Raw genomic sequence first — 25,461 nt, 5'->3', positions numbered from 1 at the left:
GAATAAAGATTCTGCGCCGTGCCAAACTCCGCAATCTTCAGCCAGACGGGGAGGCGACGCGTAGCTAGAGCGGAGACGGCGCTTCGAGCGCAAAAACCGGTCTCGAAGTCGCCTAACAACATCAGCGACAAGGCCCGGTCCCTGTGTTGTTTGCACGGCTGAGCCCGATCTGGCCTACGATTGCTCCGCCTTGGCACTGAGGTCTTTAAAAAGTTATCGTGATAAGCCGAAAGGCGAGGGATTTTCCGAACTCTCAGAAAATCTCTCGCCTTTATTTGTCTTCCATGAATGATATGACTATCAAACATCCCGAGCAGGTTTTCTAGCCGGCAATTGAGCAACCTCATCGACAATCTGATCCAAGATGTCCAGTTGTTCCGCATAACGAACGGCAAATGGCTGCTCGCTTGGTTTGACTTCCTCTGCTTCCAGCGCGGGTCGCGTGGATAAGCGTTCAGCGTGCCGCCTATCCAACCAAGCCAAGACCTGATCAAAGGTATAGCGGCTGAACGTATCGACTGTCAGTTGACGGGATAGAAAACTACCAAGTAAATCATGACGAGCGTCGATGGGATAGATTTTGGTGCGGGCTAAGAGCACCCGAAAGTCACCAAAAAAGATGAATTGCTGCTGGGTGCGCGTCAACGCCGTATAAAAGCTTTGGGCATTGAGCATCATGTCGGCGCCGTTGACAATGGCAATAACGGTATCTGCCTGCCCACCTTGGGCCTTATGCACCGTAATCGCATAAGCCAGCGTCAAATCGCGCGGCACGCTGCCAAAACTGTAGTAACAATATTGCTGGCCGATTTGGACCACAACAAAATGGCGTTTGGTATCAATATGGGCTACCACCCCTGCGTCGCCGTTTGCCACAATTGTCTCACGCCAACGTTTAGTGCCAAAATCATCGGTCTGTTGCAAGCCATTTTCACCCAGCACCGCACGCCGTTCCCATGTTTTCGGATCAACAAGCGGGACATGTTTGTCGTTTTTCAAAATCATGACCCGATCATTGAGGCGCAAGTGATGTTTTTGATTAGTGACCGGGTCCACGTAACTGCTGATATACTCCGGTTCGCCATTTTTAGCCGGGTTGACCAACGCTTGCAACTCAGCATTAAATCGCAAGCGGCCAGTTGCGCCGATGTTTTTATTCACGATCAACAATTGCGCATCAATCTGCTGACCACTTTTGACCAGCGCATCCTGATACGCCTTCACCCCAGCATCAAACACCCGGCCAGCATTGCGTTGGTTATACAGCCCCACGTTGCCGCTGACATAGCGATCATCGTCTGGTCCAAAAGGCAGCGCTAACCGCTCACGAATGCGATTAGCTAGTGCTAACACGCCGGACTGGCTATCTTGCCGATAAACGCGCGTCAGTGTTGTCGCCGCCACCTGTTCATCGTCTAGACAATCTTTTAAAAAGTTGCCAGGACCGATGGGCGGCAGTTGGAAAACATCACCGACAAACAGCACATGCGCCTTTTTAAAATTAACGTTCTTCAAAACCGTGTAGGCTAGCGGCGTTGTCAGCATTGAGCTTTCATCCACCACAATGAGTCGCGCATCGCCAAAGGTTTCCCAGTCGGCATCCGCGTCAAACTGGCCGGTTTCTTCACCTGGAAGCAAATGCAGATAAGCATGAATCGTAGCAGCCGGCTCGTGCGTATACTTTGCCAAAACTTTGGCGGCGCGGCCAGTTGGTGCAAGCAAGACACTTTTCCCTTTTGCTTGGGCGTTAAAAAACCGAACCAGCAAATCGGTCAACCAAGTTTTACCGGTGCCAGCACTGCCGTTCAAAACGCTCAAGCCATGACGGTTCACATTTTGAAAAGCGGCGCGCTGTTGATCATTAATGGTTAAATGAAACCGATCGAGAAACTGATCGAGAGCATCATCTAGCTCACCCGGAGCCATCAACGGTTCGGCTGTTTTTTGAGCGACTTTAATAATCCGCGCCACCGATCCTTCTGTGGCAAACATATCGCAACTCGTCACCAGTCCATACTGCTCATTAAGTAAAAAGCCGTATTGCAAGGCTTCTTGCGGATCAGCAAACATTTTCAAATCGGCTTCGCGTACAGCCAATAAAGTAGCAGCTTGCTGCCGGAACCACGTAATGGTGATATAGGTCAATCCTTGCGTGAGTACAGCCGTGCGAAAAATATATTGCAATCCTGCCGTAAGCCGATGCGGATCATTCGCTGCAATGCCACGCGTCTTAGCAAAGGTGTCGACTTTCTTGAAATCAAGCTGGGCAACTGACATCAACAGGTACGGATTGGCATCAATACTTTGCATGGCCAAATTGGCATCTTTATAAGCCAGCCAAATTTTTTCATAGGTCATTGAGCTTAGTGCCTTGCCCCAGTGATTGGCCAACACGGCAATTTCCAGTTTGCCGCGGATGGCGGTAGCGATTTTCTTAATTGTGGCGGGACCAATGCCCGGGACACTATCCGGTTTTACCTGATCGGTTGAAAAAATCGTCAAGATCGGGGTGTCATCTGCAAAATGTTCATGCAATCGGCGCCGAACTGTCGGCTGATGCACCAGCAACGTGTCAATCAGCTGCCACTGCCGGCGCGGTTCTTTGGGCAAGCCAAAATGCAACCGCGCCAATTTGTAAGACGGCTTGTTATAACGCAATGAGCCAGCATCATCGTAAACCAAATCAGCGGTGATGATCGCTCGGCGATTGTAGTAGCCCATATCACCGGTAATGGTTGCCTCTTGGGTGAGCGTCATTTTAAGCGCCGGATTCGGATTCAGAATCCGCACGGCGTAAACTTTATAATCACCGTTATCGCTATTAAACAGCAACTTGATCACTTGCAGATCAACATTTTCATAAACTTGTTCCTGATTAGCCATGTGCGCCCCTCCTCTCAAAAAAAAATCACCGACAAAAACTTTATAGTTGCATTCTTAGTTTCGTTGTCTCGTGTGTCGCAGCCTTGTCGAGCTTCGGTGCAATCCGAAATCGAAAATCCTCCGGTAAGGCTTGCAACTCATGCTGAGCCCACTGTTGGATAAAGGTCGGTTGCTGCCGGGCCTGATAAAACTGCAACTCTGGGCGATGCGTACTGTAAACCACGACATCTTCTCGCCCGTGCTTCACTGACCACTGAATGGCCGCCAGCAGTGCGACCAAGCCGGCAGATGGTAGATAAAATTTTCGCGCCGGGTTGAAATCGTCCGGTGTCAGCTCAGCATTTGCTGGCGCATCAGCGTATGCCAACTCTTTGACTGCATCGTCCAAAAACTGGGTGTGGCGCAACAACGTTTTATCTGCCGCATCCGTGATTTTCAAGCCAAATCGATTGCCATTCAGGTCATTCAGCCACGCTAAATAAACCTTTGTCTGCGGCGCAAAATCTGCACTATCAACCTCATGTTGCAGATTAGCCATGCCGCGATGCAGCATGATCCCCTCAGTTGTGCCGCCATTAGGAAGTTTAATGATGTGTTGTGCCTCGCTTGATGTTGCGTGTGTATCTGCCATGATCGGCCTCTTTTCTTCAAATAAGCTTAACCGGTATGGTGGTTGGCTGCAAATATTGATTAGCTAACCCTCAAAACGGCGGCTGACTTGCTGCTAACATTGACTTTTGAGTGATCTCGAACGTCCCATTAGCATCGACTTTTACTACTATCATTCTTTTGATATTTTTGGGGTTGGAGCTTAGACCGGCAATTTAAGTCTCACAAATCGGCATTTATTTACCTTAAAACGAGACAAAAAGTTATTTTTAGCTTTGTGATCTCGTGAATTTGAAAGCGGGTTTCCATGTAAAGCCTATTAATAAGCGATTAAATAAATTTTGTTTGCTCACTCAATTCGTTTTTGTTGGCTCTCGCAACCATTCGCGTACAATTAAAGTTGTTCCAGCGAATGGAACGATTTGACATCAATTGGGGGGAACTTTTATGTCAAAGAAATTGTGGTTGAGCGGTGTCGCGTTTGCCGGTCTCGTTGTGGGGAGTATTGCAACCGGTTCATCGCTTGTAGCTGCGGACAATACCGTTGGCACGACAAATACGACAGTCGCAGTGACGGGTGGCACAATCGACCTTGCAGTGCCTGACACACTGACTTTTCCAAGTGAGCCTGTCGAAGGGATTGTTAGAGGCAATGTCAACGAGACGGTTAATTCCGCTGACAACTCATTATTAACGATCAATGACTTCCGCGGTACGGACGCCGGGTATACGGTGTCGGCCAAAGCGTCTGCGATCACAGCCGCTAATGGCGATGTTCTGCCAGGCGCGGCCATCGAACTAACGCCGGATGCCCCAGCAGTGACGAATGCTGATGCCCCGACTTGGAGTAAAGCGGTAACGTTGACGGATTCAGATCAACCATTATTCGCCACGACCAAATCGCTAAACGGTGCCGGCATTAGCAGTTATGATCTGAACAAAACAACGTTGGCAATTCCTGAGGACAACGCTGTTAAGGCTGAAAGCTATTCCGGTATCATCACCTTTACATTGACACCTGGTCAGCCAGCTGCACCAGCTACTGCACAGTAACGGTGGCGCGAGGTTGATGGTTTTCGACTTTTCTGGTTGTACTTGCCGGAAGGGAGTTGATTCATGTCAGGACATCACCAGAAGACTGTTCGGTCACAATTAAAAATCAGCGCGGGTACCCACGTCGTTTGGATCGGCAATCATTCACGCACCATATCGTATTGAATCTACAAGTCTTTCATCTCTCTTATGAATTTTCATCTCTACACATGCGGCATCACCATTGTCTTGGGGGAGACGGTGATGCCGCATGAAAAAGAACCAAAGTTAATGTCTTGCTCAAGGTTGACTTGCAACTGTCAGCTTTGATAACCAAGTCGCGACACGGCAACCAGCAACATCAGAGCGCAAACAGAAGCGCTAAAAAATCGGAACATGTTCAAATCCCAATTTGATGTTACCGGCATTGCTGATCGTTCACGCGCACGGTCAGCGATCCAAAACCCACAGTACCGATCTTTTCAAAGTTCCCGAAATGGGCTGCCGACTTGGTCTATCAAAAAGCATCAAAGAAACCGTCGATTTTATGATCGACGGTTTTTTCGTGAGCGCGAACCAGCCCGGGTAGAAACCGGAGCATAAGTGGCCTTGGGCGTGATGGTTGGTTTTTGACTATTGCGATCAAGGTCCTTATGCGAAGGTTTCTGGGCTGGCAAGCGCGTTATGGCGAAACACAGCGTAATTTTCACGAAAGCAGTGGTGCGCCATGCCCAAATGAACCGGGCAACAAAACCTGCGCCGAAGCGAACTTAGCCGCATGACTTAATGATTCCGAAACTTTGGCATCCAATGTTGGCTTGCTCGAAGAGTACAAGGTCGCAGCAAAGGACGTAATATAAGCATCCCCTGCTCCCAACGAATCCACCGCCTTCACGCCAAGCGCCTGCTGCCAAGACATCATGCCGTCAACCAGCGCCGCCGAACCACGCAATCCGCGTGAACAAACAATCCGATCACAACCAGCTGCCGCAACCCGGCGCATCAATGCCTCCACATCATCATCAGACCGTGCTTTGCCAGAAAGATAGGCGAGATCAATCTGTGGCGCAATCTTTTTAAACAGTTTGTCATCGTCAAGGATCGAAAAGTCATAAACCTTGCGCGCTGTGATAGCCTGCAGAAAAGCATCCGCATGACTTTCACTATTCAGATAGACCAGATCGAAACTATTGATATAGGCGATGTCCTCTGGGTCAAGTCGCAGCTCTTGTGGCGGCTCGCCGACCACTTTACGCCGTGCCCCGTCTTTGCCTGTGATCGTTGTAAAAGCATTTCGACCGGCATATTGTAGCGAATGCTGCACATCTACGCCGCGTTCGACCAACATGCGCCGCGCAAAATCGCCACGCGCATCATTCCCGAACGTCCCGATATAGGCCGCCTGCAAGCCGAGTTCGGCGGCAAAAACCGCCGTATTCGCTGCATGACCGCCAAGATACATCTGCTTATCAGCCGGATAAAGGTCAACGACATTGTCTCCAATCGCAATGACTTTCAACGATCTCTCCTTCTTTCCATCAAACGCAGCAACTGCAGTCTTCGATCAAACTGCCGTCATGCACACCCCTGCTTCCTGTTAACAAGGTCAAGTTTACCACAGCAGGAATTGGGTGTGGCATCAAGCTTGTCATGTTTTCCAGAATGCATGATCATCACCAAGCCTATCAGCCTGAGGAAATGAACAAAACGGCGTCCAAAACTGGCCGTCGTTTTTTCGTTTTATATGTTATTCCAAGCTAATGTCTGAAAACTTATTACGGTCACCAATAACAGTCTACAAATTTCGATGATGGGTATTATCATCATCAGGTTTGCTTTTTCATTTCGCCAAATTTCCAACCACCTTAATCTTCACCCGATTCGCATTCTCAGGATGATAAGCCAGCGGTACCTCATCAACTTCAACGACTTCAATCGTCGTTTCATCCGCGCCAGATTCAATTGCTGCGGCAGTAGCTTTCTCCTTTGCATCAGCCATCGCCTTGTCGCGCGGAATCTGGTTGTATGGATAAATTCGGCCGTATTCACCCGAAACCTGACTGATGGACGCACCAATCGCGTTTGCCACACCGCCCAATGGGTCACGAACTAGTTTGCCGACCCCTTTCAACCGATGCGGTGCGATGATCGCCCCGCCACCAACAAGGATCACTGTTGCCGGCTCAGCACTCGTCTTCATTTTATCAATCGCCACGGCGATCATGTCGCTGATCGTTTGCAAAGCCGCCTGAGCGAACTTCAGCGAAATTTGCTTGGTCAGTTGGGGATCGCCGACATCCGACAAACCCAAACGAACCGCAATGTCAGTGGCGGTGATGATGTTACCGCCAAACGTCAGCGCCTCGTCGGTAATTTTGTAGCCAACGGAATCGGGGCCCACCGTGGCACTGCCATCTTGCTGCTGGCGAACGATTGAACCACCGCCTAAGCCAATCGACATGATGTCCGGCATCCGGAAGTTAGTCGCCACGCCGCCACAATTAGACTTTATATGCGTTTTTCAGCCCAATATTTGCCGAATCGCCAGTAACACCAAACCCAATCCCATCATTGCCATCGTAACGTTAAGTACCTTCGTCACAATTCGCCGCTCTTGGTCATCCATCTCCTCTATCATGCTCAAACTATAGTCATTGTAAGGACCAGCATCCCAGTACCCGACATAATAACTCAGCAACTTCTTCTCACGACCAGTCAACGGCTTACTGTCAGCGCGAAGCAACAGTTGATCATCAAACAAAGCATACATATCATCGCTCAACATAGCGGTCTTACGATGCCGCCTCGCCTGCTCACTGACCCGATCGAACAACCGCTGAAACCGTTCCCGCGCCTGCGCATCTTCATCATCCTCCGCTGACCACGCCGTCAATTTCCGCTTAAAAATCGCCATCACCGCGTTAAAGTGCTTCCGTTGAAAATGATTTGCAAACGTCAGATAACGATTCTGTTCATTCAGATATTTATTTTGCCAAGTCTGATAAAGAAAGTAGCCAAACAACCACAACACGATCAAAGCATTGATCAAGTTCCCCAAGTTCCAAGCCGTCATCAATTTCTCAAGACTACCAATCACCCAAAAAGTCAGGATCATGAGACTAACAAACAATGACAACAGCTGCTTCTGCCGCATCTGCGGATTCCGCTGCATCTCGGCATAAATCGTCTGGCGATGCTTCAGGTAAAGGACAAAATAATCCAAAAAGTCCAACGAGCGGACTTGTCGGTAAGTTTTAACAATGTAAAAGAGCAGGATGACCAGTGAAACCATGTTGATGACGCGGTTGATGGTGTCGATTGGGGACATGAAGGACTCCTTTTCGGTTTATTGACGTGTCACACACCACTTAATGTTATGAATGGTTAACTTTACGCGTTTTAACATTTACTTCTGACAAATCATGATCACTGCCAGCTAACAATCGTTTGATGTGTTGTACCCGACTCCAAGCGCTATCTCCACCTGCGTAGACGGCAACGTCAGAATCACCTAGTTGCCGGTAACGTTGATCTGCCTCGACTTCATTAACATGTTTAACAAGGCTTTCATCACTATTGGCCATGGCAAAAAAGTTAGATGGGTCAGCATCCCACAGGAGATCAATCAGTTGATTGTATAAATCAGTCCAACTTTTAATTTGAACCACCTGATCATCAACAAAACTGAAAGCAACTGGCTTAGTGCCGGTTGGGTTGGCTTCTAGAATCACATCCAACGTATCCCATGAATTTGGATCGTCTGTCGCAAGCTGAGTTGACACATTGGGACGTGGCCAAACTGTTAACGCTCTTGTTAACAAATCTGCCTGCCGTTCCTGTAAAGTTGCTTCATCCCACTTATCGAATTGTGCTACCCATTGGTTAAGTTTAATACCTGACTTACGATAACCGTCTGCCATATCCCGCTTCTCAATATAAGGGCGATTGCTCATCTGACCATTAAACCCAGTTAAAGTCAGGTTAGCTAGTCGGTTCAACCAAACATTGTGGACCAGTCGCCAATCGGTCCCCAAAGCCTTCTGCCAACTATTATTCACAACTCGCGGCATAATATGTTCAATCGAGTACTTACCAGATTGCGCCGTATCGAATAGGTCCTGCTCCTCACCACTCGCATTATTCAGTTCATCTAGAATGAACCACAGTGACATAGAACTCATGTGGTAGTAATCTTTCTCAACCAACGCGTCTTTTAAAGATTGATCTGTTGGAAAACGTTTATTTTCTTTAACGACCTGCGTCAACACTAACTTCAAGCCTTCAACATAATCAACCTTAGCCTGGTCAACATAATGCTCCACTTGGCGATCCAGCGCGGCAAACAGCAAATTCAGTCCAGTAGTGGGGACCCCGACAAAAAGTCGCCGAGCTAGATAGGCAAGCAAAACCCGCAACACTTCAACTAACTGATCAGCCGACAGCGCGCCATCACGCGTTTTTGCAAAAACCTGCAATAAGTACGGCACCAAAATATCGTTATTCAAATGACCGAGTCTAATCAAAAGTGATTTGACTCGTTGATCTTTGATGGCAACAGTCGCTGGCGCTGTGATTTCCGCAAATAATTTGGCTGCCGCCTGCTCCTTTTTCAATTGAGCAATTTGATCAAAGTTTTTGGTCAAGCCCACATAACGGCGATAATCGCTGTAAATTTCATTTTCTTTAACCGGCTTTGAACTCCGAGCCAACGAGGTCAAGTACTGCCGATAGAACCGCGAGAGCTCCTCACTGCCAACCAAGCGCTCGTTCTGTTGCCACAGTTGAAAAGCCGCTGCTTGTTGATCGCCCTTCAAGCCCATCAGCAAAAAGTTCCGGATCTTGTCTGATTCCGTTAAATTCATACCGGTCGAATTTAAACTTTCAAAGATCAATTGAGCATCATCGTACTGATCAACAACGATGTTCATAACTTGCAACCGCTGTTCCAATAAGGAAAGCCACTCACGAACTGTTAAGTCTCCCTGCTGCAAAACATTCCAAAAATAAGCGTAGGTGCTTTTGAAAATCGTATCCGCAGCTGACATACCATTAACTAGTACATCGACATACTGTTCCTCATCACCAGGTACCGGATGCAACCGATTCTTCGCGATTGAATCCCGATCAAACCTGTCTATTAAAAACATTTCGTTAACTCGTTGATAATCCACATCACTTGATCCTAAAAAATCACGGATAGCAATCAAGAATAACGAAACAGTGGTCAGTCGTTGCTGCCCATCAATGACATCTACTGTACTAGTGTCACCAGTGGCGTTCAAAATTAAACTTCCAAAGAAATATCGCTCGCGTTGATTCGCATAAGCCGTCTTCAAATCCGCGACAAACCGTTCCAACTGTTCCCGCCGCCAACTATAGCGTCGTTGATAAACTGGAATATTGATGGTCCTATTATTCGCAATCACCTGACTGACGATAAGTTCTGCATTACCCTTCACAATTGTCACCCCAAAGTAGTATTTTGCTGGCAAGTTCAACTTGATTAGCACTAATTGATCGCTAGCATTCTCTGGGTATTAGCATACCAGATGTGTGGGTTTGTGGCGGAGTTTGGTTGTTGATATTTTTGGAGTTTGCTTGCTCGGAACGCTTGGGAAAAGCGTAAGTTAGGAGAGGTAGCTACTATCACAATGGGGCAATCACCTGATAGCAAGAATTACACATTAAATCCCCAGGACCACATCTTGGTTCAAGGAAATGCGGATATAAAGAACGGATGGGTAGAGCCAAGAGTTTGGACTACACAAATAACCAAGATAGCAAAAAAGGGAAGTGTACTACTTAGTGTCCGTGCCCCTGTTGGTGAAGTTTCCAAGACAGCATTTGATGTTGTTTTAGGCCGCGGTGTGGCAAGTGTCGGTCAGACAGATTTCTTATACCAGTATTTGATCACATTGAAGATTAATGGCTTTTGGCTTCGGTATAGTACGGGATCCACTTTTGATTCAATTAATTCAGCTGACATCAAAGACGCAATTATTTTTCTTCCAGAAAAGAATGAACAAAGTAGAATTGCAAAGACATTGAACTGCATTGATAATCTTATCGCTGCAACTCAGCGTAGAATTGATGATTTAGAACAAGTCGAAAAAACTTTATTGCAACATTTATTTGACCAGTCGTGGCGCTTCAACGTATACTCCGACCCATGGGTAAAGAGTAAAGTGGCCAATATGGCTAAAGAAAATTTTGGCGGCGGCACTCCCTCCACCAAGAAGAGAAGCTTTTGGACCGGTTCATTACCCTGGATTCAAAGTTCTGATCTAGACAAGTCAAATAAATATACAGTGATTCCAAAGAAGTTTATTTCGTCCGCTGCGTTAAAAAGCAGTGCAGCAAAAAAAGTGCCCTCAAATAGTATTGCAGTTGTAACCAGAGTTGGAGTTGGAAAGTTAGCATTCATTAATTACGACTATGCGACAAGTCAAGACTTCCTCTCGTTTTCTTTCCTTAACTGGTCTGCGTTTTTTTCTGTTAATTTATTGACTCGTGTGATGGAACAAATGTCTAACGAAGGCCAGGGCACTTCCATAAAAGGAGTAACGAAATCTGAGTTACTGGCAAAATCCGTTTTAATTCCAACCTCTTTAGAGGAACAGATTAGTATCGGCAATCTATTAAAGTCATTTGATGACCTTATTAAATCAACCTCTAACAGATTGTCAAAACTGGAACTATTAAAAACATCCTTACTAAAGAATCTTTTTGTATAAAGCTTACGCTGACTTTTTCTAGTTCATATGGTAAACAGTTTAATTGTCTAACAAAGACAACTAAACCAAGGAGGTGCGCAATGAATTTACGCACACAGAAATTCCATATGTACTTCAAACAGTGGATTGAGCTCTACAAGGAAGGCGCTGTTCGACCAGTCACTTATCAGAAGTATCAAATGTCTCACAAGCATTTGGTCACGCTGGCTCCTGATCTGCATATGGACGAACTCAAGCGACGGACATATCAAGAATTGATCAATGAATTCGCCGCGAACCACGAAAAGCAGACGACACTCGACTTTCACCACCATCTCAAGGCAGCGATCCTGGATGCTTTGGACGAAGGCATTTTAGAACAAGACCCTACGCGCAAAGTTGTCATCAAAGGAACCGTGTCGCGTGTACATAAGGTTAAGTTTCTAAATCAACATGAACTCACAAAGCTGTTGGCCTTGTTGGATCTCGATCACGGATTGGACTGGGATTATTTCCTGCTGCTGATCGCCAAAACAGGCCTACGATTCGGTGAAGCGCTTGGCGTCACACCCATGGACTTTGACATGGCAAAATTAACGCTGACGATCAACAAGACATGGGACTACAAAAGTGCCACTGGAAGCTTTGCAGAGACAAAGAATACTGCCTCTGTTCGCAAGGTGCCGCTTGATTGGCAGGTTGCGATGCAATTTGCAGCTCAAATCAAAAGTCTACCGCAGGACAAGCCGATCTTTGTTACAGATGGGCAACGCGTATACAATGAGACAGCAAATGATATTCTTGAGCGCAAATGTAAGCGGGCAAGCATCCCTGTCATCAGTATTCATGGACTGCGCCACACCCACGCGTCTCTGTTACTATACGCAGGTGTCTCAGTTGGTTCAGTTGCGAGACGACTTGGACACGCCAATATGAGCACCACCCAGAAGACATACCTGCATATCATCCAAGAATTAGAAAACCAAGACAACGATAAGATAATGCGCTATCTTACCTCATTGATGTAACACAAAAGGATCGCCTAACGCAGCTTCACCGCGTAAGACGATCCTTTTCAAATGAAAAGGTCCTGTAATAGGGCTTTTTTTAATAATTCAAGGCTAGAAAGTCTGGATTGAGTTGCAGCGATAAGGTTGTCGATGCTTGTGAACAATGCGCTAATCTCTTTCTGCTCATCAAGATTCACGATTGGAACTGGAACATCTTTCAATTGCTTAATTGGTAATTGTTTTAAAGCAGTTCCTGTATTTCGAGATAATAGTTCTTTTTGACCTCTCCAGGAAAGAAGAAACTGAGCCAAAAATTTTCCACTTAACTCCGACTTATCAGTTCGAATAACTGCTAGTTGAGAATTGATATTCCAGTCGATGTTCTCTTCCTTAACGTATCCTAACGCTCCTAAGGACCCACGAACTGCCAAAACAATATCGTCTTCAACTAAATGACCTGACGTCAACTCAGCGTGTTTTTCCTTTGTAATGTAATTTGCATTATCTTCGATAAGTTCACCATTTCTAAGATTACTCCCTCTTAAAAATGGAACTCCATTCTCCTTGTCACTAAGTTCAGATTCTTTCGGATATGACTCGCCATAATTTCCATCAGTAAAATATGAGTTTGTCTCCCCCAACTTACGCTTTTCCCAAGCGTCAGAATACCCCTTAAACCGCAATGCAGGAACGTTTTTAACATCCTTACTCATTTTTAAACAGCTCCTTCAAGGCGGCGAGTTGCTTGGCAGCTTCGTCATTATTGGCCACTAAATCGTCAAAATCTTTGGCTAGCTCCGAACTTAATCTTGCAATTTCTTCATCGTTTTTCTTGATATCAGCAACCACTTTGACCACATCAACTGGCTTTTCTGGTTCTGTCGTATCAACATAACGCGGAATATTTAAGTTGAAGTCATTTTCCTTGATCTCATTAAATGACGCGACATGGGCATACTTATCAACATCCTTGCGATTGATATACGTTTCGAGAATTTTTTGGATGTTGTCGCCTGTCAGATGGTTTTGGTTCTTAGCCTTCTCGAATTCTTTTGATGCGTCAATAAAGAGCACATCACGAGTCGTTCTAGATTTTTTCAAGACCGTGACTGTGGTTGGAATGCTCGTGTTAAAGAAGATGTTTGCAGGCAAACCAATCACCGTGTCGATCGCGCCGTTTTCAAGTAATGCTTTACGAATACGCCCCTCTGCACCACCACGGAAAAGAACACCGTGCGGCAAAACGATACACATTACCCCAGTGTCCTTTAAGTGATAGTAGCCATGGAGTAAGAAGGCAAAGTCAGCCTTAGATTTTGGTGCAAGTCCATAGCTGACAAACCGGGGATCGTTTTCCGTCCCCTTCGATGGCTGCCAATGCGCTGAGTATGGTGGGTTCATCACAACGGCATCAAAGTTTGTTGGTTCTTCAATTGGCCAGTCTTGATCCAAGGTGTCAGCATTGTGCAGATGCTGGTTATTAATTGGCACACCGTGAAGAATCATGTTCATACGCGCTAAATTATACGTTGACGTATTCAGTTCCTGACCAAAGTAGTTGATAGACAGACGTTCGTTCGAATAGCGACGCGCATTTAGAAGCAGTGAGCCTGATCCCATTGTCGGATCATAAATCGTGAAACCACGGACATCTTCCTTACCGTGCATCGCGATTTGCGTAATAAGACGTGACACCGACTGCGGCGTATAAAACTCACCAGCATTTTTGCCGGAATCAGAGGCAAATTGACCGATCAGATACTCATATGCATCCCCAAGTATGTCATTCGTGTTCTGACCAACCAGATCAAGCGTCGAGATTTGTTTCATGACATCCGAGATGACTTGATTCTGCTTCTGTGGAGTTGCCCCTAATTTTCGAGAATATAAATCAACATCCTCGAACAATCCGGAAAAGAATTCACTGGATTGTTCAATATCTCGAAAACTCTGACTAAGGTCTTCAAGCTGAAAGGTGCCATGATCGATTTTGTCTATGAGAGCCGTAAAAGTCAGATCAGGCTGAATGTGATAACCAAACTCATCGGAAACATTACTTATCAGATCATCATGCAAATCTTTATCATTGTATGCATCCGTGTAAATTTGCTGGGCTTTATCCAGATCTGTTGTCTTCTCCTCCAATTGATCTGAAGCATAAACCACCATGCGATCAGAAAGATACTTGTAAAAAATTAAGCCTAGCAAGTAATTCTTATATTCGCTGGCGTCCATCTTTGATCGTAAGATATCGGCAGAATTCCAAAGTGCTTGGTACAGTGTCTGTGACGTCATTTGAGCCATCGTTAAGTTCCTCCAAATTAGTCCTGATTAAGTGGCAAGATCTCTTCGCGAATAAGATTCGAGTATGCATCTTTAAATTCGCGCCAGTACGAGATCTTCTTAACCGGATTTTCAGTTTTTTCCTTATACATTTCATAATCCATATGACGTTTTAAGCTCTCTTCGCCGGGATTAGATTCTTTCTTAGGATCAAAATTTTCAGCGTAGAAAAGCGCCTCTGCAGGATCAGCACCCCATGTCGTCGCGACATCCTTGACCAAATGCTCGATTGTTTCGTTTTTCATTGTCTGAAGCAAAGTTTGGACATTCTGATTTTGAAATTCTTTAGGATTAGCTTGAATTTTACGCCATAGGCTTTCCATCAACGTGCCAAGTTTCTCGTTGTTGTTCTTCAATCTATCGACGTAATTCGAAATTTCTTCCACCCGCTTTTGGCTAACAGCAGGCTTATCATCGCGAGAATCGCTGACATAGGCTTGGATGAGATTAACGATGTACTCGTAGTTGATCGTATCCTGACGTACGGTTTCCAACTCATACTCAATATCTAAATCGTCTTCTTCCGGCCCTTCAGTCTGTCGACGCCGCTTTAATTCGTCAATGACATTTTGATACGCACTCGTATACGCCTCGATGTCTTGCGAATCGATAGCAATCTCATCTTGAATTTCGTCTGAGTCATATTCGCTATAAACCTGCGCAGCAGCCAGTCCCTTATCAAAGCCTTGAAATGCCTTGGCAAATTGCTTCAAGGTCGCATCTGGCAATTCACTGATAGGTGGACCAGAAGGATCAATCTTGAACTTTTTCAAGCTTGAAGCTGCCTTCTTTAATCGGTTGTGTGCTACCTTCCACTCAGGGGCAAGGACTTCATTTTCGCCGCCATTTGAATAGAGGATTAACGCATCTTCGACTGCTTTTGCAAAGGTATTCGGCAGTTGATAGACAACAATCTGTCCATACTGTTTATTCTTGTCAAAGATACGATTGGTTCGAGAAAAGGCTTGAATGATATTTTGCAGCTGCATCGGCTTGCGATCAATAAACAAGGTAGACAAGCAAGGTGCATCAAAACCAGTCAATAATCGATCAACCACAATAACGAGGTCTAATTGCTCTTCACGAGACAGATAACGGGCCTGTTTACGAGCTAACCGATCATTGATATTAGCGTTATATAAGTTAATATTCTCAAGACTGTAACTCGTACCAAACATCTCGTTATAGTCACTAATGGACTTCCGCATCGCGTCTTGATTCAGGGTTGAATCGAGATCATTTTCAGTGACTGAATAAGTGATAGCAACTTTCGGAAAGTCAGGTAATAATTCTGAGGTACGCTTGTTCATTGTAAATGGCGCTTTACCAGCACGTAACTCTTTGAACAATTCATAATATTTTTGTGCTTGCGAAATGGAGCTAGTTGTCAACAAAGCCGTGTAAGAATTGCCTCGGCCATTGTACAAGCCCAGCTTCTTTTGTGAATGGTTGACGATCCCCTCTATCACTTTCCACATATGATTTTTGTTCAAATAATCAGAAGAGAGCAGGTTCTTTTCCATCTCAACAGGATCCATCTTCGCCACATCTGCAAGGGACTCTCCTGTGCGCTTCGCAATTAACTCAGTGAGTTGATCTTCACGAATCGTATTTATATACTCCACTTGAAAGCCCAAGACAGCACCATCATGAATTGCTTCTTTAACTGTATACTCATGCAGTCGTTCGCCATATTGTTCCGCAGTCGTTCGGGGCAAGTTCCCCTCTTCTTTGCGTGCATTCTGCTCAAATATGGGAGTTCCCGTAAAGCCACACCACAACGCGTGATGGAAAAAGCCGTTAATCTCCCACTGTTTTCGCGAAGTAACAGCACGATGACACTCGTCAACAACAAAAGCAATCTTTAATTTTGTCAATCGCTCATAGTCTCGTGTGCCTTGCTTATCCGCGAACCGACGCATGACAAAGTTAAGCTTTTGAATCGTTGTGACAATGACAGTGCGGTCTGTACTTTTTAGCTTCTTAATAAGATCGCGAACGTGTTCAGTCTCATCAATATCAATCGTATCGTTTTCAGCGTAAGCCATGAAAGAGCTTGTAGTTTGCTGGTCTAGGTCGACTCGATCCACAATAAAGATAGTTTTATCAATACTGGGAATTTGTAAAAGATTTCGAGCTACTTTGTATGCTGTAAGCGTTTTTCCTGAGCCTGTGGTATGCCAGACGTATCCGGACACTTGGTGTTTTGTCGCCTCACGAACTCGCTCAATCGCATGAATCTGATAAGGCCGCAGCAAAATTAAGGACTTTCGAATCGAATCAATCACGGTATACTGAGTCACCATTTTATGTGCTTGTGGAATTGAAAGTACCTGATCCGTAAAATCAGTAAGCGTCTCTACAGGTTGATTATGCTCATCGACCCAGTTGGTTAAGAAGCGCTCGTTCATCTTGGTGCCTGAAGCCGGCGCAATATAACGTGTGTGGTACGGGTCACTGACAACGAACATTTGAACAACTGAATAGATGCCGTTAAACATACCGTCACTCAGATACTTTTTTATCTGACGAAAAGCATCCATGTATGAATGATCCGCATTCTTGAGTTCGATATGAATTAACGGTAGTCCATTGATCAAAAGTGAAACATCAAACCGACGGTTCTGATAGTCAGCAAACACTTTGGGCATTTCGATCTGATTAACAACCTCGTAGGAAGAAGTACCACCAGCTACATCTTCCCGACGAACAACTTCTAGTCGAACTGTTCCCAGCGTGGCATCTTCACGTTGCACTTGAACTTTGGCCACACCATTTTCGCCAGCCAACCACTTAGCGGCATCATAAAACGTACCAAATTGAAGCTGATTCTGAATTTGACGAAACTCTTGTTCTGTTAGCGGATGTCCGTCCAACACAGCAACATTATTTTGTTCGATTTTCTGCCGAAAGTTACGCCACAAATCCTCCTCTGTCTTTAGCTCCGGACGATACGTCCATTGTGAAATGCCCCTCGTTAACTGTTCGATTAATCGTTTTTCAAACGTAGATTCAAGTGTTGCACCCATTCTTGACTCCTCCTGTTGTCATTGCAAAACCCGTTAGTCGTATTTCTTCAGATCCTGCAAGCCACTGACGAACCATTCATACTCCTTGATTCGCATCTTCAAAACTGTATTAATATTCATCCAAAGCAGCCCGCAAGACCGAGATGCTTTTTGAACCTTAACGCTGCGTTCCAGCGTATAGATAACCTTCTTCATTATGAAGCATATTACGGGCAACGTCCATACAGAGGGACTCAACTGACTGACTGATTTAATATGTACTTCTGACAGAAAATCAGGATACGTTCGTCACCGATTCGGACTAAATTGAAGTTGAGTAACGAATAGAGCAAATATTGTGTTAGAGTTTACATTTGTTTTCGGGACAATTCTGTAGCGAAATCTGACTACATTTAGAAACGTAAACAAAAAGCAGTGCCACTTCACGCTAATCATGAAGTAACACTGCTTTTTCACCGCGTAAGAATCATTCAGATTCTGTAATATCGAGCAACTTTTGCTCGTGGGCCACTATCAATTTGCTCTAAAAGTCTCTTTGCCTCTTCTTTAGTCAGAAACGAACGCCGATACACTGCCTTCATCCACTCAGGTTCCGGCATCTTCTTACTTATAAACCATTGATCGACATTTGGGGCTAAGAAAACGCTATATCCTTTTTCACCAAAGCGTCCATCTGTCTCTTTAGCAATAATGGCGTGCAAAATAAGATGTTCGATTAGATCCGCATATACCAGTCTGTCTTTACGATGCATACTAAACGGATATTGATAATGTCGAATAAATCTTAGATCACTCAGGTTTTCTGCACGATTCTCGTCAACATGGTGCGTATAGAGTCCTTCTGAAGTTCTGGCATACTTGCCTTTGCTAATAGACTTGATTTCACCGTTTAGAAAACGCTGATAAGATTTTTCATTAAAATAGTTGTCTTTCACCGGTCCATATTTATTGAGTAAATAGGCAACTGCTTCAGAATAGGTCATGTTGATCATATTCATGTACTCTGCATATCTTATTTCGTGGTCTGCTTCTGTCATGACGCGTACCTCCTATCGTTTAGAAAAAGGCTCAATCAATCTTGAAAATAAAAGCTCCCTTTTGTGCCAGCCCATAGGCGGACTGCGAGTCTCCCTTACCGCATAACTTCAGATTGATTGTATCATAGGCATTGCCTAACAATCGAAAGTTAGACCGTACTTTAAGTTGGCAACACCCTTTTTCCAAAATGTGCTACAGTAAGTTCCTGAACACATCACATCAAACCAACTTTGGAGCGTGTTAAAACATTGGCTAAAGAAACACATCACGTCGTCATCCCAGACGCCATCATGGAAGATCTTGATATTAAAGATGGCGAGCAAGTTGAAGTTACTTTAAAAGATAAGGAAGCCGTGATTCGGCCTAAACGGACGGATACGGGGACGCAGACGATTTCGCTACGGTTCTTCCTGATTCCCACGGTTTTGGCTGGAATCGCGTTTTTGGTCTACTTTATCTATTTCCAGATTTTGCAGGTGCCAATGACGGGAAAGAACTCGATTGCCCAGATGGTCATTGTGCTGGGCGAGTTGAGTGGGATCGCTACGTTTGCGGTTGCTTACATTCAGAATCATCGCCAGATTCATGGGCGGGATCATCGGCGCCGTTATTGGCGAATTTTTCCAACGATGCTGTTGTCCTTTGCAATTATTCTCGCGTTTGTGACATCAGTGTTTTTCTGGGTGATTGGCTATATGTTTGAAGGCGTCAGTTTTGATATTTATACGGCGACTGGGTTATTCCTGCTGTTTATCAGTATTGTGAACTACCTGATGATTTATTCGGCCTTGTCGATTTCGACCTCCTTCATCACGACCCTGTTTCTATCGACCTTCGTTGGCGGCGTCATTGGCGCGATTGTGACAAATAGTTCGCGCCAGTGGTGGCAACATAACGTCAGTTTTCTTGGCACGAACAAGGCTTTGAATGCGTGGCAATTTAATCTCACCATCGCTGTGTCGGCCTTGCTGTGGATCGCGCTGGTGGATTATCTCTTCGTACCACTGATGGCGCATCGAAAAAATGATTGGCGGTTGATCACGATGCGGATCATGTTGACGGTTGCGGCGATTGCCTTGCTGGGCGTCGGCCTTTTCCCGAACAATCGCGGCCTCATGCATATCTTGCATACGCAAAGTGCTTGGTTCCTGAATTATTTCATTATCGGCATGATCATTGCAGTTCGTTGGCTGTTGCCAGGCGTTTCGCGCGAATTTCTAAGCACCAGTTACATCATCGGCGGCATCATCATTTTCGCCGCAATCCTCTTCCAATTCGTCCACTACTTGTCACTGACAGCGTTTGAGATGATTGCCTTTGCCCTCGCAATGTCATGGATCATGTTGCTACTGCAAAACATTCACCGGCTTTACCAAAAAGACGAGTCTACGTTTGTCGTGACGGTGACCACAGACAAGGTAAACACTGACTAGCTATGATCCACTGTTGTTTCTTGGCACGCTCTACTAATTTAGCACTCAGCTTCTCGCAGCCTTGTTAACTAAGGATGTTTGCAAAAAAATTAGACCGACTAGTCGAAAGCCGCTACAGGTTGGCAACTTGTCACTCTGGCTCCCATCTAGCATTGAAAATACCCCAAGTACTAACAGACGCTTCAATCATCTGTCGGTACTAGGGGTATTTTTTAAAATTGGGGGCAATTTGGGGGCAATTTTTAGCTACGCATGTTGAGACATCACTCAATGTATAGCGGAAAATTATTAGCCTTATCATAGGTAATTTAGCATCAATTTTAAAGATCCCAGTGCCAAAGCGGAGCAATCGTAGGCCAGATGGGGCTCAGCCGTGCAAACAACACAGCGACGGGCTGTGGAGCTGATGTTGTTAGGCGACTTCGAGACCGGTCTTTGGGCTCGAAGCGCCGTCACAGCGTTCCAGCCCCATCTGGCCGGAGATTGCGCAGTTTGGCACAGCATAGAACTTTAGCCTAGAGATTCCCACCAGCTTATTTGAACGTTGTTTAACAACATCAAGCCGGTTCAACCGATTCAACCTTCACATCTTCACGCTGCACCGCGAGCAAATCCGCCCCAGCCTGAACCGTGGTATCAGCCGCCACTGGCTCGATTTGTGCATAAGACTTGCTATTGGTAATGAGCACGATGGTAGTCGCGTCTAGCCCAGCCTTTTTAATAGCTGCTTGATCAAAGGTGCCGAGCAAGTCGCCTTGGTTGACATGCTGACCGGCTTTGACGGCGACTGTAAACGGTGCACCTTTGAGATTGACGGTATCGATGCCTAGGTGAACGAGGATTTCCATGCCATCATCTGTCGTTAGGCCGTATGCGTGGCCGGTGTCGGCGACGACGGATAAGGTGCCGGCTTGTGGTGCGTAAACTTTGTTGATGCCAGGTTCGGCAGGCTTGATGGCCATGCCTTCACCCATCATCCCTGAAGCGAAAACGGGATCGCTGACTTGATCCAACGCAACGGTTTCACCGCCAACCGGTGCATAGACTTTGTTGTCGCTGACAGTTGAGGAGATCACAGCATTGGCGGTTTCGACATCCCCATCTGGCGTTAGCACTTCCTTCGGGATCGCAAACGCGTTGGTCGCGACAAAGGCCGCGACAACGGTCCCAAGTGACACGATGGTATACCACAACAACGCATGGCCGTTATAGATGTACATCAGATAAGATGGCACCACTGCAAGGCCATACGAGTTAGCAGCGACGTTGAGCATGCTTAAAATCGCAGCACCAATTCCGGATGTCAAAACGGTGACGATCAATGGCCGAAAGTTGTAACGGATTAAGACCCCAAACAACGTTGGTTCAGAAACCCCGAATAGTTGTGAGGTAAAGGCACCCATTGAAGTTGCTTTAGCCTTGTTGGAACGGGCCCGTAAGAAAATGGCGAGGGCAACGCCGAGGTTGGCAAAGCCATACATCGCTTCAAGTGTGATCAACGGATTCAAACCGGTTGAAGCAAGCAGCGAAGTTTCGATGGCGATCATGGTCTGATGAATCCCGATGAGAACCATCAGTGGATAAGCAGCCCCGATCAGGAACCCACCGATTCCAAATGGCAGATGGATCACGGCTTCAACACCGACAAGCATGCCACTTTCAATGGCGTGGACAATTGGACCGACGCCCATGATCATGATGGCGAACGTGACGAGCATCGTCAAAAATGGCGTGAGAATCTGTTCCAAAACGTTGGGCATGTGACGCCGGAAGAATAGTTCAAGTTTGGCCCCGATAAACCCAGCGACCAAGGCGGTTAACACGGAGCCTTGACTACCAACAACTGGCAACCAGCCAAACAGCATAATGGCCTTGGCACTGCCATCAGCAACCGAATACGCATTTGGTAGAATTGGCGAAACCAGCATTAAACCAATGACGATCCCAATGATCGGTGTGCCTTTGAAGTAGCGGAAGGTCGACCAGACGATCAAGGCGGGCAAGAAAGCAAAAACGGTATCGGTGAGCACCGAGATTACCGATGTCAGGCTAGCCGGTATATCGCTTGGGACCGCTCCGAAAAGTTTTAATACTTGCGCATTGGTTGCTGCACTTTTCAGCCCTAAGAACAGACCGGTGGCAGCAATCACAGGAATAATTGGAATGAAAATGCCTGACAGCATCGCCATTAATCGCTGTACGACTGTCTTGTGCTCGTTGCTGGTTTTACCGGCAGTGTCGGCGTCGTCTTTACCATAAATCGCATTCACGGTGCCAAGCTTAGCAATGGCCGCGTAGACATCGTTGACAACGCCGGTGCCGATAATGACCTGATATTGGCCAGAGCCATAGAAAACACCTTTGACTTCCGGCAACTTCTCAAGGGCTTTGTCATCAATTGCCTTCCGATCTTTCACTACAAAACGCAGTCGCGTCTGGCAATGGGTCACGGAATCGACGTTATTTTCACCAACCAGCTTTAAAATTGCTTTTGCTTCTTCTTCATAGTTTTTAGCCATGATCATTTCACCTCAATAAGAATCACTTGATAGGGTTGTAAGCTCGTTCCAACGTCCGGGTAATTGTTCAGCCAAACGTGACCAGCTGGTAAGTCAACTGCAGCTGACTTCGGGCTAAGATTCACAAAAATTTGGACATGTTGCCCGCGGGCATAGGCAATCACGTTGTCGTTGTGTGCATCCAGCGGGGCAAAGTCGCCTTCGATCAAATCGGCGCGCAATGGTGATGCATTCCGCAGGCGGCAGAGCGTTTGATAAAACGTCCAGACCGAATTGGGATCATCGTGTTCTGCCTGCCAGTTCACGCCAGCAGCTTGCTTGGCCAGTGGCAACCAAGGTTCATGACCAGCGTTGAAGCCGCCATTTTGGCTGTCGTCCCATGGGTATGGCGTACGGGCATTGTCACGTGAGCGTCGGTTGACACAAGCAAGGGCATCAGCTTCGGAGTAACCTTCTGCCAGTGCACGGCGATAGTTGTCATGCGCGGAAAGATCGTTGAATTGATCAATGTTGGTTCGCACCGCATTGACCATGCCGAGTTCTTGGCCTTGATAGATAAACGGACAGCCACGTAAACCGAAGTATAACAGTGCTAAGGCTTTTGCCCCAATCGCATTGCGATATTGCGGCTCACGGATATACTTGCTTAGGCTTCGCGGTTGATCATGATTTTCAAGAAAATTAGCCCCCCAGCCAACTTTTTGAATCGCCAGCTGGCTTTTGGCAATCGCCTCGCCAAGCATTTTCGGCGTCCAGTTGGTTTGCTTGAACCACTCAGACCCGGAAGCGACGTCAATGTCGGCGTAATGAAAATCAAAAATCATTGAGAAGTAGCCGTTTTCGCCAATGAAGTCACCGAGTTGATCGTATGCAACGCCGGACGCTTCACCGATCGTGACGGCATTGGCTGGTTTAAAGGTGGCAGTGTTCAACTCTTTGAGAAATTGATCCAGACCCGGTCGATTTTCCGTTTTGCGCTTAACCTTGCCTAACCCATCGCTGCCATCTGGCGTGATAGAAGCAAAATCCTGATCCTTTTTGATAAACGTAATGGCGTCGACCCGGAATCCGGCGAGGCCTTTGGCTAGCCACCAGTTGATCATGCTATAAATGGCTTGCCGCAACTTCGGATTTTCCCAATTCAGGTCCGGTTGTTGTGGGGAAAAGACGTGGTGATAATAGGTGTTGGGCTCTCCGGGAACCGCTGTCCATGACGAGCCAGCGCCGAAGTTTGAGCGCCAGTTGTTCGGCGGCTGACCATCATGACCCTGGCGGAAAATATAAAAGTCCCGATATGGTGAGGCCGGATCCTTGAGCGCCGCTTGAAACCACCGGTGCTGATCGGACGTATGGTTGACCACCAAATCCATTACCACTTTGATACCGAGATCTTTGGCAGTTGCCATGAGCTGATCAAAGTCAGTCATGGTCCCAAAGCGCGGATCAATCGCCTGATAGTCGGCAATGTCATAACCATTGTCAACCATGGGGCTCTTATAAACCGGCGACAACCAAATCGTGGTAATGCCTAATTCTTTTAACTTCGGTAATTCGGCAGTGATGCCAGGCAGATCGCCTATGCCGTCATTATTGCTATCTTTGAATGAGGCCGGATAGATTTGATAGAAAATTTCTTGTTGCCACCAAGTACGGCTAGTTTCGTTCGTCATGACTTTATCCTCCAGTTAGCTGATGCTGTCGTATGAGAATGTGGTATCGATTCCATATGAGGCAAAAATAAAACTCAGGCGCTTTGCCTGATTTTCAACGATAAGTGCAAGGTTGGTTGCGTGTCTTGGGCGACTTGTCGGCCCAACCCTTTTAACAACTCGTGCGTCGCCGCCGCTGCCATCGAAGCAACAGGCTGATGCACCGTCGTCAGCGGGACTTTGGCAAAAGGCGCAAACGGCTGATCGTCATATCCCATAACTGCGATGTCATTAGGTACCTTCACGTCGGCAGCCAACAGACTGTCAATCACGCCGACTGCGACCTCGTCCGAGTTGGTAAACACGGCATCCGGCCGCACATTCGGCGCCAAGCTTGCGAGCTGCTTGCCAACTGCCTGCCCTTCTTTGGCTGTGTGAATTTGACCAAACAGTAAATCTTGCGCCACTAAAAGCTGATGTGCCTGCATAAAGTCTAAAAACGCTTGCGTACGGCTTTGTCCATGGTGGGCGCCGCTGATGGTGCCACCGCTGACATACGCAAACCGGCGATGGCCTTGATTGAATAAATAGTCGAGTGCATCACGGGTCGCCTGATAATGTGGCAATACCAGCGAAGTAGCCCCGGGGATCTGGGCATCGGCATTCACAACCACAACCCGCCCCGGAAAGGCCTTCGCAACTGCCATAACTCGATCAGGGGCTTCAACTGAAGCTAAAATGACGCCGTCCAATTCGCGACTTTTCAGTTGCTTGAGAAACCGTTCTTCGGCCTCGGGATCATCATATGTCTGGGTAATCATCACTTGGTAACCGTGGGCATGTAGTTCCCGTTCAATCGCATCGAACAAGCCAGCAAAAAACGGATTGGTCACGCGGGATACCAGAACCCCGATGTTGCCAGTGGCTTGAGCGCGCAATGATGTGGCGGCCGCACTCGGCGTATAGCCCAACTGATGAATTGCTTTTTCGATCCGCGTACGCTTTTCAGCGGAGATGTAGGGATGATGATTCAGATAGCGCGAAACCGTGGTCACGCCAACCCCTGCTGCTTTAGCAATTTCACTAATCGTCGCCATTCCTTGCATCTCCTTTTATATGGAATCGATTTCATAGACGAGTATACAGCGCTTTCAAAAATTGTCAAGCATTGACTAAAAAGATTTTTTGCGTCCCAGTCTAAAA

Annotated in this window: 17 protein-coding genes and 2 pseudogenes; 4 read left to right on the top strand and 15 right to left on the bottom strand. The window is 46.4% G+C overall.

Going from position 1 to position 25,461, the window contains the following annotated elements; translation table 11 throughout:
* Nucleotides 1-5: 5 nt before the first annotated feature.
* The 3 genes and pseudogenes from ACWPAB_RS11170 to ACWPAB_RS11160 form a co-directional block, all read right to left on the bottom strand.
* Nucleotides 6-197, bottom strand: a pseudogene (locus ACWPAB_RS11170) (hypothetical protein); the annotation flags it as partial.
* A gap of 103 nt (nt 198-300) precedes the next feature.
* Nucleotides 301-2,883: an ATP-dependent DNA helicase gene (locus ACWPAB_RS11165; protein WP_016381933.1), complete on the bottom strand. Its 2,583-nt coding sequence runs from the start codon at nt 2,881-2,883 to the stop codon at nt 301-303.
* A 40-nt stretch (nt 2,884-2,923) separates the two neighbouring features.
* Nucleotides 2,924-3,514 carry a hypothetical protein gene (locus tag ACWPAB_RS11160; protein ID WP_003570989.1) on the bottom strand — a complete coding sequence of 197 codons (591 nt, stop codon included), beginning with the start codon at nt 3,512-3,514 and terminating at the stop codon, nt 2,924-2,926.
* Between the two features lie 425 nt (nt 3,515-3,939).
* Between ACWPAB_RS11160 and ACWPAB_RS11155 the strand changes: the two genes are divergently transcribed.
* Complete coding sequence (locus ACWPAB_RS11155) at nt 3,940-4,545, top strand: WxL domain-containing protein (protein WP_003585334.1); 606 nt, start codon at nt 3,940-3,942, stop codon at nt 4,543-4,545.
* Nucleotides 4,546-5,230: 685 nt separating this feature from the next.
* Here the strand turns inward: ACWPAB_RS11155 and ACWPAB_RS11150 are convergent.
* The 4 genes and pseudogenes from ACWPAB_RS11150 to ACWPAB_RS11135 all read right to left on the bottom strand — a co-directional run bounded on the left by ACWPAB_RS11150 (nt 5,231) and on the right by ACWPAB_RS11135 (nt 10,034).
* Nucleotides 5,231-6,043 carry a PfkB family carbohydrate kinase gene (locus ACWPAB_RS11150; protein WP_003570994.1) on the bottom strand — a complete coding sequence of 271 codons (813 nt, stop codon included), beginning with the start codon at nt 6,041-6,043 and terminating at the stop codon, nt 5,231-5,233.
* Between the two features lie 321 nt (nt 6,044-6,364).
* A pseudogene (locus ACWPAB_RS11145) lies at nt 6,365-7,027 on the bottom strand (hydantoinase/oxoprolinase family protein); the annotation flags it as partial.
* An 18-nt stretch (nt 7,028-7,045) separates the two neighbouring features.
* Nucleotides 7,046-7,852 carry a hypothetical protein gene (locus ACWPAB_RS11140; RefSeq protein ID WP_003585337.1) on the bottom strand — a complete coding sequence of 269 codons (807 nt, stop codon included), beginning with the start codon at nt 7,850-7,852 and terminating at the stop codon, nt 7,046-7,048.
* A 46-nt stretch (nt 7,853-7,898) separates the two neighbouring features.
* Nucleotides 7,899-10,034 (bottom strand): DUF262 domain-containing protein, encoded by a 2,136-nt coding sequence (locus ACWPAB_RS11135; protein ID WP_003580307.1) that lies wholly within the window; start codon nt 10,032-10,034, stop codon nt 7,899-7,901.
* A 141-nt stretch (nt 10,035-10,175) separates the two neighbouring features.
* Here ACWPAB_RS11135 and ACWPAB_RS11130 point away from each other — a divergent pair, with 141 nt between their 5' ends.
* Both ACWPAB_RS11130 and ACWPAB_RS11125 read left to right on the top strand, forming a co-directional pair.
* Entirely contained in the window at nt 10,176-11,258 is a 1,083-nt protein-coding gene (locus ACWPAB_RS11130; protein WP_016381930.1) for a restriction endonuclease subunit S, read from the top strand.
* 80 nt (nt 11,259-11,338) lie between these two features.
* Nucleotides 11,339-12,265 (top strand): site-specific integrase, encoded by a 927-nt coding sequence (locus ACWPAB_RS11125; RefSeq protein WP_003580311.1) that lies wholly within the window; start codon nt 11,339-11,341, stop codon nt 12,263-12,265.
* A gap of 47 nt (nt 12,266-12,312) precedes the next feature.
* Here ACWPAB_RS11125 and ACWPAB_RS11120 read toward each other — a convergent pair whose 3' ends face one another.
* From ACWPAB_RS11120 to ACWPAB_RS11100, 5 genes are all read right to left on the bottom strand, one after another.
* Entirely contained in the window at nt 12,313-12,960 is a 648-nt protein-coding gene (locus ACWPAB_RS11120; RefSeq protein WP_016381929.1) for a restriction endonuclease subunit S, read from the bottom strand.
* Nucleotides 12,953-14,551, bottom strand: coding sequence for a type I restriction-modification system subunit M (locus ACWPAB_RS11115; protein ID WP_003580315.1), 1,599 nt, complete (start codon nt 14,549-14,551; stop codon nt 12,953-12,955). Before ACWPAB_RS11115 ends, ACWPAB_RS11120 begins: the two co-directional genes overlap by 8 nt.
* A 17-nt stretch (nt 14,552-14,568) precedes the next feature.
* Nucleotides 14,569-17,619 carry a type I restriction endonuclease subunit R gene (locus ACWPAB_RS11110; protein ID WP_076665435.1) on the bottom strand — a complete coding sequence of 1,017 codons (3,051 nt, stop codon included), beginning with the start codon at nt 17,617-17,619 and terminating at the stop codon, nt 14,569-14,571.
* A gap of 33 nt (nt 17,620-17,652) precedes the next feature.
* Nucleotides 17,653-17,814 (bottom strand): hypothetical protein, encoded by a 162-nt coding sequence (locus tag ACWPAB_RS11105; RefSeq protein WP_179948668.1) that lies wholly within the window; start codon nt 17,812-17,814, stop codon nt 17,653-17,655.
* A gap of 275 nt (nt 17,815-18,089) precedes the next feature.
* Nucleotides 18,090-18,656: a hypothetical protein gene (locus ACWPAB_RS11100; protein ID WP_003580320.1), complete on the bottom strand. Its 567-nt coding sequence runs from the start codon at nt 18,654-18,656 to the stop codon at nt 18,090-18,092.
* A gap of 249 nt (nt 18,657-18,905) precedes the next feature.
* Here ACWPAB_RS11100 and ACWPAB_RS11095 point away from each other — a divergent pair, with 249 nt between their 5' ends.
* Nucleotides 18,906-20,090, top strand: coding sequence for an AbrB/MazE/SpoVT family DNA-binding domain-containing protein (locus ACWPAB_RS11095; protein ID WP_003566756.1), 1,185 nt, complete (start codon nt 18,906-18,908; stop codon nt 20,088-20,090).
* A 557-nt stretch (nt 20,091-20,647) separates the two neighbouring features.
* Here ACWPAB_RS11095 and ACWPAB_RS11090 read toward each other — a convergent pair.
* From ACWPAB_RS11090 to ACWPAB_RS11080, 3 genes are all read right to left on the bottom strand, one after another.
* The gene (locus tag ACWPAB_RS11090; RefSeq protein ID WP_027111533.1) at nt 20,648-22,609 is read right to left on the bottom strand and encodes a PTS beta-glucoside transporter subunit IIBCA; all 1,962 of its coding nucleotides are present in this window, start codon (nt 22,607-22,609) and stop codon (nt 20,648-20,650) included.
* 2 nt (nt 22,610-22,611) lie between these two features.
* On the bottom strand, nt 22,612-24,279 hold the full coding sequence (locus tag ACWPAB_RS11085; protein ID WP_003580326.1) for a glycoside hydrolase family 13 protein: 1,668 nt from the start codon (nt 24,277-24,279) through the stop codon (nt 22,612-22,614).
* Between the two features lie 74 nt (nt 24,280-24,353).
* The gene (locus tag ACWPAB_RS11080; RefSeq protein WP_003580329.1) at nt 24,354-25,355 is read right to left on the bottom strand and encodes a LacI family DNA-binding transcriptional regulator; all 1,002 of its coding nucleotides are present in this window, start codon (nt 25,353-25,355) and stop codon (nt 24,354-24,356) included.
* Between the last annotated feature and the right edge of the window lie 106 nt (nt 25,356-25,461).

Source organism: Lacticaseibacillus sp. 30 (assembly GCF_053819265.1).
This window is presented reverse-complemented; position numbering and strand designations above follow the sequence as displayed.